Origin of the sequence: Pseudomonas sp. 21LCFQ010 (assembly GCF_024129905.1) — a bacterium.
Taxonomy (GTDB): Bacteria; Pseudomonadota; Gammaproteobacteria; order Pseudomonadales; family Pseudomonadaceae; genus Aquipseudomonas.
Window position 1 is genome coordinate 225,873 of the sequence record NZ_JAMYDZ010000007.1, and the last position, 15,027, is coordinate 240,899.

Consider the following 15,027-nt stretch of genomic DNA (forward strand, 5'->3'; position numbering starts at 1 on the left):
AAATTCTGGGGTGTAACGCGATCATGCATTACGAGGTCGCACTGGCGTAGGTGGATGCAAGGCGGATGGGGCTGGACCGAGCGCAGTTGCCTTATGGCAATGAGCATCGGGGCAGCCCCGTCCAACGCAGCAGACGCCTGCGCCAGTGCGGCCGTTTTTATAACTCAGTGACGGAAGTGGCGCATGCCGGTGAACACCATCGCGATTCCGGCCTCATCCGCGGCAGCAATCACTTCCGCGTCGCGCATCGAACCACCTGGCTGGATCACCGCGGTGATGCCGGCCTTGGCGGCGTTGTCGATACCGTCGCGGAACGGGAAGAAGGCGTCCGAGGCCATGACTGCACCGGCGACCTGCAGGCCGGCGTGTTCGGCCTTGATGGCGGCGATGCGCGCGGAGTTGACGCGGCTCATCTGGCCGGCGCCGACACCGATAGTCTGGCGGTTCTTGGCGTAGACGATGGCGTTGGACTTGACGAACTTGGCCACTTTCCAGGCGAAGATCAGGTCATGCACTTCCTGCTCGCTTGGCGCGCGCTGGGTCACGACTTTGAGGTCGGCCTGAGTAATCATGCCGATGTCGCGGCTCTGTACCAGCAGGCCGCCATTGACGCGCTTGTAATCCCAGCCGGCTTGACGCTCGCCCCACTGGCCGCAGGTCAGCAGGCGCACGTTGGCTTTGGCGGCGACCACGGCCTGAGCTTCGGCGCTGACGCTCGGGGCGATGATGACTTCGACGAACTGACGCTCGACGATGGCTTTTGCTGTTTCAGCGTCCAGCTCGCGGTTGAAGGCGATGATGCCGCCAAATGCCGATTCGGTATCCGTGGCGTAGGCCAGGTCGTAGGCCTTGCGGATGCCGCCTTCGTCGTCAGGGCTGACGGCCACGCCGCACGGGTTGGCATGCTTGACGATGACGCAGGCTGGCTTGACGAAGCTCTTGACGCACTCAAGCGCAGCGTCAGTGTCGGCCACGTTGTTGAACGACAGCTCCTTACCCTGCAGCTGGGTGGCGGTGGCGATACCGACTTCGGCAGGTTTTGCTTCAACGTAGAACGCCGCGCTCTGGTGCGGGTTCTCGCCGTAGCGCATTTCCTGGGCCTTGATGAACTGGGTGTTGAAGGTGCGCGGGAACTGGCCACGGCCTTCGGTGCTCAGGGTTTCGGCGCTCTGGTCGATGCCGCCCAGATAGTTGGCGATCATCCCGTCGTAGGCGGCCGTGTGTTCGAACGCCTTGAGCATCAGGTCAAAGCGCTGAGCGTAGGTCAGACCGCCGGACTTGAGGTTTTCCAGAACGCTGGCGTAATCACTGGCGTTGACCACGATGGCCACGTCTTTGTGGTTCTTGGCTGCGGAGCGGACCATGGTCGGGCCGCCGATGTCGATGTTCTCGATGGCGGTCGGCAGGTCACAGCCTGGTTTGGCAACGGTGGCTTCGAACGGGTAGAGGTTGACCGCCACCAGGTCGATCGGCTTGATGCCGTGTTCGCCCATGATGCCGTCGTCGGTGCCGCGACGACCGAGGATGCCGCCGTGGATCTTCGGATGCAGGGTCTTGACCCGGCCGTCCATCATTTCCGGGAAGCCGGTGTAGTCGGCCACTTCAACCGCCGCAACGCCGTTGTCGCGCAGCAGTTTGAAGGTTCCGCCAGTGGACAGGATCTCCACGCCCAGGGCTTCGAGCTCGCGGGCGAATTCGAGGATTCCGGTTTTGTCGGAAACGCTGATCAAAGCGCGGCGGATCGGCAGGCGGGTGGTCTGGTCGGTCATCTCGATTTCCATCAAAGCTAAAGGTAATCAGCAAAAAAGGCGACCGGTGGGTGGGTCGCCTTGGTTGGTCTGCAATGCTTACAGCAAGTCGTACTGCTTGAGTTTCTTGCGCAAGGTGCCGCGATTGAGGCCCAGAACTTCAGAGGCTTTGGTCTGGTTACCCTTGACGTAATTCATGACGCTTTCGAGCAATGGTGCCTCGACTTCGGACAACACCAGGTTGTACACGTCAGTGACGTTGGCGCCTTCGAGGTGGGCGAAATAATTGTGCAGCGCCTTCTCGACACTGCCGCGCAGGGTCTGGCCCTCTTCGCTCGGCGTGTTCAGGTGCTGTTTCAAATTGACATTGTCGCTCACGGGTGTTGTTCCACTCACTAAAGTCTCGGTCATCATCGTCATGCGGCCACCTCTTCTTCATTTTCGTTATCCGGGCCCTGACAGCCTTGGCTGAAGAACTCCCGGATGTTGGCGCATTGTTGTTGCGTATCGTCCAAACGATTGAAGTGGGCGCGAAACTCCCTGGCGCCCGGCAAGGTTGCGAGATACCAGCCGACATGCTTGCGCGCGATGCGCACGCCCATTACATCGCCGTAAAACGCGTGCAGGGCGGTCAGGTGCTCCAGCAGGATCTGCTCCACTTCAACCAGCGAAGGGGCGGGCAGGATCATGCCGGTGCGCAGGTAATGCTCTATCTCGCGGAAAATCCACGGGCGCCCTTGAGCTGCCCGGCCAATCAACAAACCATCGGCGCCGGTCGCTTGCAGCACATACCGGGCCTTTTCGGGTGAATCTATGTCGCCGTTGGCAAACACCGGGATCGACACCGCCTGCTTGATCGCGGCGATGGTGTCGTACTCGGCTTCGCCGGTGTAGAGGTCCGCACGGGTCCGCCCGTGAACTGCCAGGGCCTGGATACCGGCCTGCTCGGCAATCTTCGCGACAGTCAGGCCGTTCTTGTTGTCACGGTCCCAGCCGGTGCGGATCTTCAGGGTGACCGGCACATCGACTGCGGCCACCACGGCGTGCAGGATCTCGGTCACCAGTTGTTCGTCTTTGAGCAGCGCTGAACCTGCTGCCTTGTTGCATACCTTCTTGGCCGGACAACCCATGTTGATGTCGATGATCTGGGCGCCCAGTTCGACATTGGCACGGGCCGCACTGGCCAGCATCTGCGGATCACCACCGGCGATCTGTACCGAGCGTGGCTCGGGATCACCTTCGTGGATCATGCGCAGGCGCGATTTGCGGCTGTTCCACAGGCTCATGTCACTGGTGACCATTTCCGAAACCACCAGCCCGGCGCCCATCTGGCGGCACAACTGACGGAAAGGCTGGTCGGTGACGCCCGCCATCGGAGCGAGAATCAAGCCGTTCTGCAATGTATATGGGCCGATGCGTACCACCGACATAGCGTTACCTATAAAGGGGCCGAATCATCCACAGGCCGCATGATTACCGTTGCACACGGTCTGCAACGGTTCGCCCGTCCAACTGCTTGCACAGCGGCCAGACCGAACCGGGAGTTTGAAAAAGGGTTGGCATGATACCCGCTCTCGATGACTGGATAAAGGCTGAATTGGATAAAATCTGAACAGCTCGATGCTTATCACTAATCGTTCGGTTTTTCAGGTTTTACCAACGAACAGCAGCGATCATGCAGGCAACTGTTCGTTATGCCGGGGCGGCGTCCGGTTGCCCCGGACCGCCGTGCTGGCCGCAGAGGCTATTCCGGGGAGCGAAAATTGAGGCTGTAGTTCACGGCTTTGGCGCCTGGATCGAGGATGTCCAGTGCAATGTGGATCGGCGTCTGGGGTGGCATCTCTTCCTTGCCGGCCATTTCGCCTGACAGATACTCGCCGGGTTTGAAGCGACGACTGGCGATCAACTGACCGCTGGTATCGGCAAAGCGCAGCTCCAGCAGCGGAAAGGGCTGGGAAAAGGATGCACGGTTATAAATGATCGCATCGACCACCAGCGCGCCCTGAAACTCCGGGTGGCTGCGTACCACCAGATTGCTGCTCTTGAGCTGGTTGATGTCGACCTTCGATGGCACCTTGCAGCCCAGTTGCGGGCACAACTGCTGGAACCAGGGGCGATACTGATCCTGGCGGGCCAGATGATCGAAGTGATACCAGATGTACTGCCCGGCCAGGCCACTGAGCGCCAGGGTAATCAGGGTTATCCATAACAGACGCCGGCCCCAGCGCGGCTTGGGGCGCTGCCAGTCGAGCTGCAGCGGGTCGTCGGTCAGGTCCACCAGCGGTTTGTCACGCAGGGCAGGCTCGCTGCGGCCACGCGGATCATGATCGTCATCGTCCGGCGCCGGCTCGTCTTCGTCGTCGAGCGCCGAAAGGCGGGCGCTGTGCCCCGAGGGCTGCTTGCGCAGCTCCAGTGCAGTGAAATCCGGTCCCTTGTCGTCGTCCGTGACGCTGGTCAGTGACAACGAGGGCTCGGTGCGGGTTTCGTGGGCGGCAGCGGGTTCAACGATGGGTTGGTCCGGTTCATCCGGCTCAGGTTCTGGCTCTCTGGCGCGGATGACTTCGGCATGTACTTCAGGCAATTGCTCGACATCGTCATTGGCCAGGCTGGCGATCCACTCGCCGGCTTCGCCCGGTGCTGCGTCGCGTCGTGCGCTGAGGCTTGCTTGCGGGGCGCGTGCATCGGCAGTGGCAACCGACTCGGCCAGCTGGATTTCACGCTGCTCCAGGCGTGCCAGCTCTTCGTCCAGGTCCAGGCTGTCCAGATCCAGTTCGCTGACATGCCAGTAGTCTTCGCCGGGCGCGGCGTTGATGGCCGGCGGTGCTGGTTCGGCAACCACTGGCACGGTAGCGGGCGGCTCTGCGGCTAACGGCGCCGGCTCAAGCGGCGCTTGCGCTGACGGTTCAGTGACGGCCTCGGGCTCCGCCAGCGCTGCCGGCTCTGCGGGAGCAGGCAGTGGGGCGAGCGCGGTGCGCTGCTGATGGCTTTGCTCCAGCAATTGTTTGGCGGCGTTGAATACCTGCAGGCATGACCCGCAACGCACCACGCCGCGCGCTACGCTCAGCTGCGCATGGTTGACTTTGAAGCTGGTCTGGCAGTGCGGACACTGGGTGACGAAACTGTCGGTCATGCGGCGCTCCGGCTCAGGCAGCGATCAGCGGCGACGGCCGGTGATGCGTACCCAGCCATCACGGTCGGCGATCGGGTCAAGGTCGAAGGTGTCGGCATAGGCTGCCGCCACTTCTTCGCCCTGTTCGGCCAGGATGCCTGACAGCGCCAGGCGGCCGCCCGGCTTGACCAGGCTGGCCAGTTGCGGTGCCAGGGACACCAGCGGGCCGGCCAGGATATTGGCGACCAGCACATCGGCCGGCTCGGCCGGCAAGGCCTCGGGCAGGTACAGCGGCAGGCGTTCGGCAGCGATGCCGTTGCGTCCTGCGTTGTCGCGCGAAGCCTCCAGGGCCTGAACGTCGATGTCAGTACCGACCGCCAGCTCTGCGCCCAGCAGCAGGGCGGCGATGGCCAGAATGCCCGAGCCGCAGCCAAAATCCAGTACCGTGCAGCCGTTCAGGTCCTGGCCGTCAAGCCATTCCAGGCACAGGCCGGTAGTCGGGTGGGTGCCGGTGCCGAAGGCCAGGCCCGGATCGAGCAGCAGATTTACGGCGTCCGGTTGCGGTGCGGCATGCCAGCTCGGCACGATCCACAGGCGCTGGCCAAACTGCATGGGTTTGAAGTCATCCATCCAGCTGCGTTCCCAGTCCTGATCCTCGATCACTTCGGCGCTGTGTTCGGGCAGCTCGGCATCGGTCAGCAGGCGCAGGTGGGCCAACGCCAGGTCGGCATCGGTGTCGGCCTCGAACAGCGCCAGCAGGTGGGTGTGGGCCCACAGCGGCGTGGTGTTGAGTTCGGGCTCGAAGATCGGCTGGTCTTCCGCGTCCATGAACGTGACCGAGACCGCGCCGACTTCAAGCAGGGCGTTCTCGTAGGTCTCGGCTTGTTCCGGGCTGATGGCGAGGCGGACTTGCAGCCATGGCATGGCGGTGTACCTATGAAAATGACAGGAAAGCCGCGCAGTTTACTTCAGGTCTGCGTCAAAAGCTTGTGAAGGGTTTGCTCGGCAAACTGTCCGGATGTCGCAGTGCTATCCGAACGCTGGCTGAAAACGCACAGACCCCGCCGAGGCGGGGTCTGTAGATCTGTCGCATCACGCTGTACAGAGAATTACTTCTCGCTGGCCAGCTTGTGTTCCAGATAGTGGATGTTGACGCCGCCTTTGCAGAAGCCTGCATCACGGGTCAGATCACGGTGCAGCGGGATGTTGGTCTTGATGCCATCGACCACGATCTCGTCCAGCGCGTTGCGCATACGGGCCATGGCCTCGTCGCGGGTGGCGCCCCAGGTGATCAGCTTGCCGATCAGCGAGTCGTAGTTGGCCGGGACCTTGTAGCCGCTGTACAGGTGCGAGTCGACACGCACACCGTTGCCGCCTGGTGCATGGAAGTGCTTGACCAGGCCCGGGCTCGGGATGAAGGTGCGGGCATCTTCAGCGTTGATCCGGCACTCCAGTGCGTGACCGTTGATGACGACGTCATCCTGGGTGTACGAGAGTTTGTTGCCGGCGGCGATGCTGAGCATCTCCTTGACGATGTCGATACCGGTGACCATTTCCGAAACCGGGTGTTCGACCTGTACGCGGGTGTTCATCTCGATGAAGTAGAACCGACCGTTCTCGTACAGGAATTCGAACGTGCCCGCACCGCGGTAGCCGATTTCGATACATGCGCGTACGCAGCGATCGAAAACTTCCTGGCGAGCCTGCTCGTCGATGCCCGGTGCCGGCGCTTCTTCGAGTACTTTCTGGTGGCGGCGTTGCAGCGAGCAGTCGCGGTCACCCAGGTGGATTGCGTTGCCCTGGCCGTCGGACAGTACCTGAACTTCCACGTGACGCGGGTTGGTCAGGAACTTCTCGAGGTACACCATCGGGTTGCCGAACGCAGCACCGGCTTCGGTACGGGTCAGCTTGGCCGAGGAAATCAGGTCCTCTTCCTTGTGCACCACACGCATGCCGCGACCACCACCGCCACCGGCGGCCTTGATGATCACCGGGTAGCCAACCTCGCGGGCGATGGCCAGTGCGGTTTCTTCGTCTTCAGGCAGCGGGCCGTCAGAGCCGGGTACGGTCGGTACGCCGCTCTTGATCATCGCGTCCTTGGCCGAAACCTTGTCGCCCATCAGGCGAATGGTGTCGGCTTTCGGGCCGATGAAGGCAAAACCGGATTTTTCGACCTGCTCGGCGAAGTCGGCGTTTTCTGCCAGGAAACCGTAGCCAGGGTGGATCGCCGTGGCGCCGGTCACTTCCGCCGCCGAGATGATCGCCGGAATGTTCAGGTACGACTGGGTAGCGATGGCCGGACCGATACAGACAGTTTCGTCCGCCAGGCCCAGGTGCATCAGCTCACGGTCGGCCGTGGAGTGCACAGCGACGGTCTTGATGCCCAGTTCCTTACAGGCACGCAAGATGCGCAAGGCGATTTCGCCGCGGTTGGCGATCAGGACTTTTTCCAGCATCGCAGGGTCTCCCTGGTTCAAACGATGGTGAACAGCGGCTGGTCGAACTCAACCGGCTGGCCGTTCTCTACCAGGATGGACTCGATCACGCCGCTGGTTTCGGCTTCGATGTGGTTCATCATTTTCATCGCTTCGACGATGCACAGGGTGTCGCCTTTCTTGACGGTCTGGCCCACTTCAACGAATGCCGGCGAGGTCGGCGAAGGCGTGCGGTAGAAGGTGCCGACCATTGGCGACTTGACGGCGTTACCGTTGAACTTGGGCGCAGCAGGTGCAGCGTCAGCGGCTGGTGCGGCAGCCGGGGCCGGTGCAGCGGCGACCGGGGCGGCAACCGGAGCCGGCGCGTAGTACGGCTGGGCTGGAGTCTTGCTGTGACGGCTGATCCGTACGGATTCTTCGCCTTCACGGATTTCCAGTTCGTCGATACCGGACTCTTCCAGCAGTTCGATCAGTTTCTTGACTTTACGGATATCCATTAATCATCAACTCCCAAAGGGTCTGTAGGGTGCAATTCGGCAGCCGGTTCAGGCCGTGCCGGTCAAGGCTTGGCGTTCTTGGCCAAATGTTCCAGGGCGGCTTCCAGGGCCATGCGGTATCCGCTGGCGCCCAGGCCGCAGATCACTCCTACCGCAACATCGGAGAAGTAGGAGTGATGACGGAAAGGTTCGCGTTTATGCACGTTCGATAAATGCACTTCGATGAATGGGATGCTCACTCCCATGATCGCGTCACGTATTGCCACGCTAGTGTGCGTGAACGCTGCCGGATTGATGACGATGAAGTCCACTCCCTCATCGCGGGCAGCGTGAATGCGATCGATCAATTCATACTCGGCGTTGCTTTGCAGGTACATCAGGTGATGGCCGGCATCGCGGGCGCGCTGCTCCAGGTCCTGGTTGATCTGCGCCAGGGTGGTGGTGCCATACACACCGGGTTCACGGGTGCCGAGCAGATTCAGGTTCGGGCCATGCAGGACCAGCAGGGTCGCCATCGTCGATTCCTTTTTATTCACGAGCGTTTTTGTGCCGCGACTATGCCGCAAGGGTCAAGATCTGTCCAGTTAACAACAGTAGTCAACACGATAAGCGATAATCGCGCAAAATTTGTGACCCAGATGTTAGATCTGGTCATTTGCCCCGTTTAACCGCTCGATAAGGCCGTTGGCATCGATTTCGCCGACAACCCGCACACTTTTCAGCTCTTCGCCGCTTTTATCGAAAAATAGCAGCGCTGGCGGACCAAACAGCTTGTAGCGGTCGAGCAGCGCGCGTTGCTCGGCGTTGCTCTCGGTCATGTCGAAACGCACCCGGCTAAAAGCCGACAGACGGGCAACCACTTGCGGGTCGGGCAGCACCTCATGCTCGATGACCTTGCAACTGATGCACCAGTCGGCGTACCAGTCCAGGACCAGTGGCTGCCCGGCATTGCGCGCCGCTTCCAGCGCCGCCTCCAGCTCGCCGCTGGTGCGGATGGTATGCCACTGGCTTTCGCCGGTCACGCTGGCGACACCCATGGCTACCGCCTGGGGCCTGCCCAGTGGCCGCAACGGATCGGTTTCGCCCTTGAGTGCGCCGTACCAGCACGCCAGAGCGTAGACCAGTAAAAACAGACCGAGTAGTTGCGCAAGGGTCTGGCGGGTGGTTTTTTCGCTGAAATTCAGCGTACCCAGAAACAGCGCAACGCCGGCCGCCAGCAGGCCGATCAGCAGCAGGGTGATCTCGCCGGGCAGTACCCGGCTGAGCAGGCCGATGGCCAGGCCCAGCAGCAACACGCCAATGGCGTTCTTTACCGTTTCAAGCCACGGGCCGCTTTTCGGCAGCCAGGTGGCACCGCCGGTGCCGACCACAATCAGTGGCAAGCCCATGCCCAGCCCCAGCGCGAACAGCTTCAGGGCGCCACCGATGGCATCGCCGCTGGCGCTTATATAGAGCAACGCACCGGCCAGCGGCGCAGACACGCAAGGCGACACCAGCAGGCTGGACAACACGCCCAGTACCGCCGCACCCCACAACGACCCGCCCTGGGTTTTGCCGGCGATGCGATCGAGCCTTGAACTGAGCGCATCCGGCAGACGCAGTTGAAAGGCGCCGAACATGGCCAGCGCGAACACCACGAAAAACAGCGCGAACGGCACCAGCACCCAGGCCGATTGCAGGCGGGCCTGCAGGTTGAGGCTGGCGCCGAACACGCCCATCAGTGCGCCCAGCAGCGCAAAACAGGCCGCCATGGGCAGCACATAGGCCAGCGACAGGCTCAAGCCCCGCAACCCGCCGACCTGACCGCGCATCACCACGCCAGACAGAATCGGCAGCATCGGCAGTACGCACGGGGTAAAGGTCAGGCCGATGCCGGCCAGCAGAAACAGCGCCAGTTCTTTCCAGCTCCAGGGCTGTACCGCTGCGCTACCTGTGGCGCTGGCCGTTGCACCAGCCACATTGCCGATGTCCAGCCGTTCGGTTTCCGGTGGGTAGCACAGGCCGTGGTCGGCGCAGCCCTGATAAGTGACGGCCAGGGTGAACGGGCGTTGCTCATCGGGGTTGCGCGGCAGCTCGATATCGACGATGCCGTGATAGACCTCCACGTCGCCGAAGTACTCGTCATGCTTCTGTTCACCGGCGGGCAGGCGCGCTTCGCCCAGGCCGGCATCGGCCGGCTCGCTGCGGAACTGGAAGCGATGGCGATACAGGTAATAGCCGTCAGCCGCCACCAGGCGCAGCTTGACCGCCTGCGGCGTGGCTTCGATCAGGCTCAACTGGAAAGCCTGGCGGACCGGCAGAAATTGCTTGCTGTTATCCAGGGTCGAGCTGCCCAGCGTTGCCGAGGGGCGGCTGTCCAGCAGGCCGGAAGCCTGAGCCTGGACGGGAAGGGTGAGCAGCAACAGCATGATCAGTAGCAGGCGGCGCATGGCAACCTCAAATCGCGGCAAAGGTGCGCATGATAACCAAGCGCGCCGGATTGTGCTGGAGAGCGGTTTGTAAGAGCGGGTTTCAGGCCTCGATGGCCGGCAGTTCAAGTGCGTGGTTTGCTGTATTCAAGGCTGACTGGACCTGATTGCGCCCGGACTTCTTGGCGCGGTACAGCGTACTGTCGGCCAGAGCGGCCAGGGTCTGGCTATCGTCTTGCGGATGCAGGCTGACCACCCCGGCGCTGAAGGTACAGGCCAGGTCCAGTGGTTGTGCGGGGTAATGCACTTCGGCAAAGCCCTGACGGATCCTGTCCAGCACCTTATGGGCGTTGTAGAGGTCGGTGTCGGGCATGACAATGGCGAACTCTTCGCCACCATAGCGGCCGATCAGATCAGTCTTGCGCAGCCGTTGCTTGAGAAACAGCGCCAGGCTTTTGATCACCCGGTCGCCCATGGGGTGGCCGTGGCTGTCATTGACCCTTTTGAAGTGGTCGATATCCAGCATCGCGAAGCACAGCGGCTTATTGTCGCGGCGGGCCTGAAAGCAGCAGTCTTCAAGGCACTGGAGGATATGCGTGTGGTTGTACAGCCCGGTCAGGCTGTCGCGGATCATGCGTGCCTTCAAATGCCGGGCCCGGTTGACGCGGTTGCGCACCGTGGTCACCAGATGCCTGGGCTTGATCGGTTTGGTCAGGAAGTCATCACCTGCCTCGCTCAGTGCATCAAGCTGTTTGTCCAGGTCGTCCTCGGCCGACAGGTAGATGATCGGTACGCCGACATAACGATCATTGTGACGAATGACCTTGGCCAGCTCCCGCCCCGTGCAGCCCGGCATATACATATCGAGGATGATCAGGTCTGGCTGAAACTGCGCCAGCTCGCTCATGGCCTGGATCGGGTCCAGCAAGATCCGGGTGACGATGCCTGCGCTATTGAGTGCCTGCTCGGTGTAGAGGGCCTGCGAGCGCGAATCGTCGATGATCAACACCTTGTACGGCTCATAGCCATCGGCGCGGGTCAGGGTTTCGATCTTTTCCAGCAGAATCGAGGCGTCCAGCGAACCGGTCAGGAACTCATCGCCACCGGCGCGCACCGCCGCCAGGCGAGTGGGGGTATCAGCTTCGTCACGACTGAAAAACAGCAACGGCGCTCTGACGGGCAGAGTGTGCTGCAAGTCTGTCGCCAGCTTCAGGCCTGCGCCGGGGGAGGAAAAATCAACATCCATGATAATGGCCGCCGGCTGGCGCTGTTGCAGTGCCGTGTGCAGGCTGGCCACGTTATCCAGCGCCAGCGCTGCGCACCCGAAGAACTCCAGTTGCCGGGCCAATTGTTCACTGTCTTCGCGGTGACGCAAGGCAATATAAACAGGCGTGCGCAGAGGCGGCAGGGTGGTCTGCTGCAGCCGGTCTCCATGACGCAGGCCGGTTTGCGAAAGTTGCTGCATCAGCAGGCTGATTTCACTGATCAACTCGCTGTTAAGCCGGCCCTGGTTGGCTTGCAGGCTGGCGACCAGATCACCAAGCTGCTGCCCCAGACGCAAATGCTCGGTCTGCCCGAAGCGTTCCGCACTGCGTAACAGATCCCGCGCCGCTTCCTTGAGCTCATCCAGATCAGTCGGCGTCCACTCGCCTTTATGCAGGCGTTGCCAAATCTCAAGGATCTGCCGCACCTGAAGCACGACCCGCTGGGCAAAATAAAGCTTGAGACGCTCGCGACTGGGATCAGATGCTTCGGTCATTGGCGGGCTGCTGGAGAGGCGGCTAAAGGAGGGTTGATGGCGCTATGCTAGCACCGTCATCTTTGCCGTGGTGTGCCGCAGGTCACCAAACCGTCAAAAAGGCGCACACTTTTTTATGACGATTTATTTACCGCTGACGACCGTTCGTCGGAAGGGGCGTCAGCTTCAGGCGCAGAACGTCTTCGCGCCTGAAGCTTTGATCAATCTGGCAGCGCTGGCTGCCAGCTGGCTATTAACGCTGCGGTTTGAGTTCGGTCTCGACGAATACCACTTCATGGTCACTGGCGTTGATCACATTGTGTTCAACACCGGCTTTGCGAAAGTAGCTCTGCCCAGCTCCCAAGGGTGCGTATTTATCGCCCTCAGGGGTTTCCAACAGCAAGGTGCCGCTGGTCAGCGGCACCACCACATAGTCATAGCCATGGCGATGCAAGCCAGTCTCGGCACCCGGCGCGAAGCGCCACTCGGTGATGGTCACCTGCTCGTTATCGACCTGTACCTTCGGCACGGCCTGTGGACGCGGGCTCATTTACTTGACGCCCTGCAAAGCCTGGCCAACGGCATCGAACATCCGGTCCAGATCCTGCGGCTGGGCGTTGAAGGTCGGGCCGAACTGCAGGGTATCGCCGCCAAAGCGCACATAAAAGCCGGCTTTCCACAGCGCCATGCCCGCTTCGAACGGACGCACGATCGGGTCGCCGTCGCGGGGGGCCAGTTGCAGGGCGCCCGCCAGCCCGCAGTTGCGGATGTCGATCACATGTTGTGCGCCTTTAAGGCCATGGATGGCGTTCTCGAAGTGCGGTGCCAGTTCGGCGGATTGCTGCACCAGGTTTTCCTTTTCCAGCAGCTCCAGCGAAGCGATACCGGCCGCGCAGGCCACCGGGTGCGCCGAGTAGGTATAGCCGTGGGAGAATTCGACCGCGTGCTCGGGCAGGTTCTGGCTCATGAAAGTGTTGTAGATCTCGCTGCTGGCGACGACTGCGCCCATCGGGATGGCACCGTTGGTCACCTGCTTGGCGATGTTCATGATGTCCGGGGTAACACCGAAGTACTCGGCGCCGGTCCATTTACCCATGCGGCCAAAGGCCGTGATCACTTCGTCAAAGATCAGCAGGATATTGTGCTGGTCACAGATCTCGCGCAGACGCTTGAGGTAGCCCACTGGCGGCACAATGACACCGGCCGAGCCGGACATCGGCTCGACGATGACCGCCGCGATGTTCGAGGCGTCATGCAGTTCGATCAGTTTCAGCAGTTCATTGGCCAGCTCGACACCGCCGGTTTCAGCCGCGCCTTTGGTAAAGGCCAGATGCGGCTGCAAGGTGTGCGGCAGGTGATCGACGTCCATGAACTGGCCGAACATCTTGCGATTGCCGCCTATCCCGCCCAGTGAGGTGCCGGCGATGTTCACGCCGTGATAGCCGCGGGCGCGGCCGATCAGTTTGGTTTTCTGTGCCTGGCCTTTCAGGCGCCAGTAGGCACGCGCCAGTTTCACCGAGGTGTCGGCGCTCTCGGAGCCGGAGCCGGTGAAGAACACATGATCCAGGCCGGCCGGGGTCAGACTGGTGATTTTCTCTGCCAGCTTGAATGACAGCGGGTGGCCGTACTGGAAGGCCGGTGAGTAATCCAGGGTGCCCAACTGTTTGGCTACCGCTTCCTGGATTTCCTTGCGCGAGTGACCCGCGCCGCAGGTCCACAAACCTGACAGGCCGTCATAGATGCGCCGGCCCTGGTCATCAATCAGCCAGCTACCTTCTGCCCCGACAATCAGGCGCGGGTCGCGCTTGAAGTTGCGGTTGGCCGAAAACGGCATCCAGTGGGCGTCCAGCTTGAGCTGACTGGCCAGCGAAGGGGTTTGCTGCAGAGCCTGATTCATGAGGTGAACCCTGTTGTTATGAGGGGTTATGGATGACGACAGCTTGTGCCTGCGCAATGGGTGAGTTAAATCTATATCTTCTAAAGTTAAGTTATTGAATGACTCACCTATGAGGCGTGAATCCCATGGCGCGTAAACCGCCGCTCAGCCAGGTGAGTGATTTCGACCTGCGCCTGCTGCGGCTTTTCAAAACCGTGGTCGAGTGCGGCAGTTTTTCCGCAGCCGAAGGCGCACTGGGCATCAGCCGCTCGGCGATCAGCCTGCACATGAGTGATCTGGAAAAGCGCCTGGGCATGCGGCTTTGCCAGCGCGGCCGGGCCGGCTTTGCCCTGACCGATGAGGGCCGTGAGGTACTGCGCGCCAGCGACACGCTGCTGGCGGCCATCGAAGGCTTTCGCAGTGAAGTGAACCTGATGCACCGGCAACTGCGCGGCGACCTGAACATCGGTATCGTCAACAACCTGGTCACCCAGCCGAAGATGCGTATCACCCGGGCGCTCAAGGCCGTGCGTGGCGAGGGCACCGGGGTGCGCATCAACCTGAGCATGAGCACCCCGGGTGAGATTGAGCGCGGCCTGCTCGACGGGCGCCTGCATGTCGGTGCGATTCCACTGATCGCTCCGTTGTCGGGACTCGATTACACACGGCTTTACGAAGAACGCTCCAACCTGTACTGCAGCCATGAACACCCACTGTTCGCCCGCGCCGCCTTGGTGAGCAACGAAGAACTGCAGGATTTCGATGCCGTGGTGCCCAGTTACCGGATGACCGCCGAGGCGATCGGTTTGCACCAGTTGCTCAACTGCGTGGCTTCGGCCAGTGACCGCGAAGGGATTGCTTTTCTGATCCTCACCGGTAGCTACATCGGCTTTTTGCCTGACCATTACGCGGCAGTGTGGGTGGAGAAGGGGTTGATGGCAGCGCTCTGCCCGCAGCGGTTGTTCTTCGAGGCCCGGCTGGCGATTGCCACCCGCAAGGGGCGCCGCCAGAACCTGGTGCTGGACCACTTTCTCGAGGCGTTGCAGCACTCGCTTTAGAGGCAATACTGGTCACTTAAGCACTGTATGCCCACAGTGGGAGCGAGCTCTGCTCGCGAAGAGGCCAGTAAAAACACTACATCTGCTGCGAATGTGCCGCCCTCTTCGCGACCAAGGTCGCTCCTACAAAGGCATGCAGTACTTAACTGAACAGTATT

13 protein-coding genes are annotated in these 15,027 nt (G+C 61.4%); 1 reads left to right on the top strand and 12 read right to left on the bottom strand.

The window, feature by feature from the left end:
- Positions 1-164 precede the first annotated feature (164 nt).
- From purH to NJC38_RS11455, 12 genes are all read right to left on the bottom strand, one after another.
- A complete protein-coding gene (gene purH, locus NJC38_RS11400) occupies positions 165-1,769 on the bottom strand; it encodes a bifunctional phosphoribosylaminoimidazolecarboxamide formyltransferase/IMP cyclohydrolase (RefSeq protein WP_045486964.1) in 1,605 nt (534 codons plus the stop codon).
- A gap of 78 nt (positions 1,770-1,847) precedes the next feature.
- Positions 1,848-2,168 carry a DNA-binding transcriptional regulator Fis gene (gene fis / locus NJC38_RS11405; protein ID WP_045486967.1) on the bottom strand — a complete coding sequence of 107 codons (321 nt, stop codon included), beginning with the start codon at positions 2,166-2,168 and terminating at the stop codon, positions 1,848-1,850.
- A complete protein-coding gene (dusB, locus tag NJC38_RS11410; RefSeq protein ID WP_045486970.1) occupies positions 2,165-3,178 on the bottom strand; it encodes a tRNA dihydrouridine synthase DusB in 1,014 nt (337 codons plus the stop codon). The genes fis and dusB overlap by 4 nt, the downstream gene beginning before the upstream one ends.
- 314 nt (positions 3,179-3,492) lie before the next feature.
- Positions 3,493-4,878 (bottom strand): DUF3426 domain-containing protein, encoded by a 1,386-nt coding sequence (locus tag NJC38_RS11415; RefSeq protein ID WP_253114659.1) that lies wholly within the window; start codon positions 4,876-4,878, stop codon positions 3,493-3,495.
- Positions 4,879-4,902: 24 nt separating this feature from the next.
- Positions 4,903-5,781: a 50S ribosomal protein L11 methyltransferase gene (prmA, locus tag NJC38_RS11420; protein WP_253114662.1), complete on the bottom strand. Its 879-nt coding sequence runs from the start codon at positions 5,779-5,781 to the stop codon at positions 4,903-4,905.
- A gap of 185 nt (positions 5,782-5,966) precedes the next feature.
- Positions 5,967-7,313: an acetyl-CoA carboxylase biotin carboxylase subunit gene (gene accC / locus NJC38_RS11425; RefSeq protein ID WP_045486979.1), complete on the bottom strand. Its 1,347-nt coding sequence runs from the start codon at positions 7,311-7,313 to the stop codon at positions 5,967-5,969.
- Positions 7,314-7,330: 17 nt separating this feature from the next.
- Positions 7,331-7,789 carry an acetyl-CoA carboxylase biotin carboxyl carrier protein gene (gene accB / locus NJC38_RS11430; protein WP_253114676.1) on the bottom strand — a complete coding sequence of 153 codons (459 nt, stop codon included), beginning with the start codon at positions 7,787-7,789 and terminating at the stop codon, positions 7,331-7,333.
- Between the two features lie 62 nt (positions 7,790-7,851).
- Positions 7,852-8,304 carry a type II 3-dehydroquinate dehydratase gene (gene aroQ, locus NJC38_RS11435; RefSeq protein ID WP_045486985.1) on the bottom strand — a complete coding sequence of 151 codons (453 nt, stop codon included), beginning with the start codon at positions 8,302-8,304 and terminating at the stop codon, positions 7,852-7,854.
- A gap of 126 nt (positions 8,305-8,430) precedes the next feature.
- Positions 8,431-10,218, bottom strand: coding sequence for a protein-disulfide reductase DsbD (locus tag NJC38_RS11440; protein ID WP_253114679.1), 1,788 nt, complete (start codon positions 10,216-10,218; stop codon positions 8,431-8,433).
- An 82-nt stretch (positions 10,219-10,300) separates the two neighbouring features.
- Positions 10,301-11,956 (bottom strand): diguanylate cyclase, encoded by a 1,656-nt coding sequence (locus NJC38_RS11445; RefSeq protein WP_253114682.1) that lies wholly within the window; start codon positions 11,954-11,956, stop codon positions 10,301-10,303.
- Between the two features lie 232 nt (positions 11,957-12,188).
- Positions 12,189-12,485 carry a cupin domain-containing protein gene (locus NJC38_RS11450; RefSeq protein WP_253114684.1) on the bottom strand — a complete coding sequence of 99 codons (297 nt, stop codon included), beginning with the start codon at positions 12,483-12,485 and terminating at the stop codon, positions 12,189-12,191.
- The gene (locus NJC38_RS11455; RefSeq protein WP_253114687.1) at positions 12,486-13,832 is read right to left on the bottom strand and encodes an aspartate aminotransferase family protein; all 1,347 of its coding nucleotides are present in this window, start codon (positions 13,830-13,832) and stop codon (positions 12,486-12,488) included. It lies immediately after the preceding gene.
- 125 nt (positions 13,833-13,957) lie between these two features.
- Between NJC38_RS11455 and NJC38_RS11460 the strand changes: the two genes are divergently transcribed.
- Complete coding sequence (locus tag NJC38_RS11460; RefSeq protein WP_253114689.1) at positions 13,958-14,869, top strand: LysR family transcriptional regulator; 912 nt, start codon at positions 13,958-13,960, stop codon at positions 14,867-14,869.
- The last annotated feature ends 158 nt before the right edge of the window (positions 14,870-15,027 follow it).

Bases quoted from the DNA above. Each gene is read 5' to 3' on its own strand.
- purH (WP_045486964.1), bottom strand. From the start codon at position 1,769: ATGACCGACCAGACCACCCGCCTGCCGATCCGCCGCGCTTTGATCAGC.
- aroQ (WP_045486985.1), bottom strand. From the start codon at position 8,304: ATGGCGACCCTGCTGGTCCTGCATGGCCCGAACCTGAATCTGCTCGGC.
- NJC38_RS11450 (WP_253114684.1), bottom strand. From the start codon at position 12,485: ATGAGCCCGCGTCCACAGGCCGTGCCGAAGGTACAGGTCGATAACGAG.
- NJC38_RS11460 (WP_253114689.1), top strand. From the start codon at position 13,958: ATGGCGCGTAAACCGCCGCTCAGCCAGGTGAGTGATTTCGACCTGCGC.
- dusB (WP_045486970.1), bottom strand. From the start codon at position 3,178: ATGTCGGTGGTACGCATCGGCCCATATACATTGCAGAACGGCTTGATT.
- accB (WP_253114676.1), bottom strand. From the start codon at position 7,789: ATGGATATCCGTAAAGTCAAGAAACTGATCGAACTGCTGGAAGAGTCC.
- accC (WP_045486979.1), bottom strand. From the start codon at position 7,313: ATGCTGGAAAAAGTCCTGATCGCCAACCGCGGCGAAATCGCCTTGCGC.
- NJC38_RS11455 (WP_253114687.1), bottom strand. From the start codon at position 13,832: ATGAATCAGGCTCTGCAGCAAACCCCTTCGCTGGCCAGTCAGCTCAAG.
- NJC38_RS11445 (WP_253114682.1), bottom strand. From the start codon at position 11,956: ATGACCGAAGCATCTGATCCCAGTCGCGAGCGTCTCAAGCTTTATTTT.
- NJC38_RS11440 (WP_253114679.1), bottom strand. From the start codon at position 10,218: ATGCGCCGCCTGCTACTGATCATGCTGTTGCTGCTCACCCTTCCCGTC.
- fis (WP_045486967.1), bottom strand. From the start codon at position 2,168: ATGACGATGATGACCGAGACTTTAGTGAGTGGAACAACACCCGTGAGC.
- prmA (WP_253114662.1), bottom strand. From the start codon at position 5,781: ATGCCATGGCTGCAAGTCCGCCTCGCCATCAGCCCGGAACAAGCCGAG.
- NJC38_RS11415 (WP_253114659.1), bottom strand. From the start codon at position 4,878: ATGACCGACAGTTTCGTCACCCAGTGTCCGCACTGCCAGACCAGCTTC.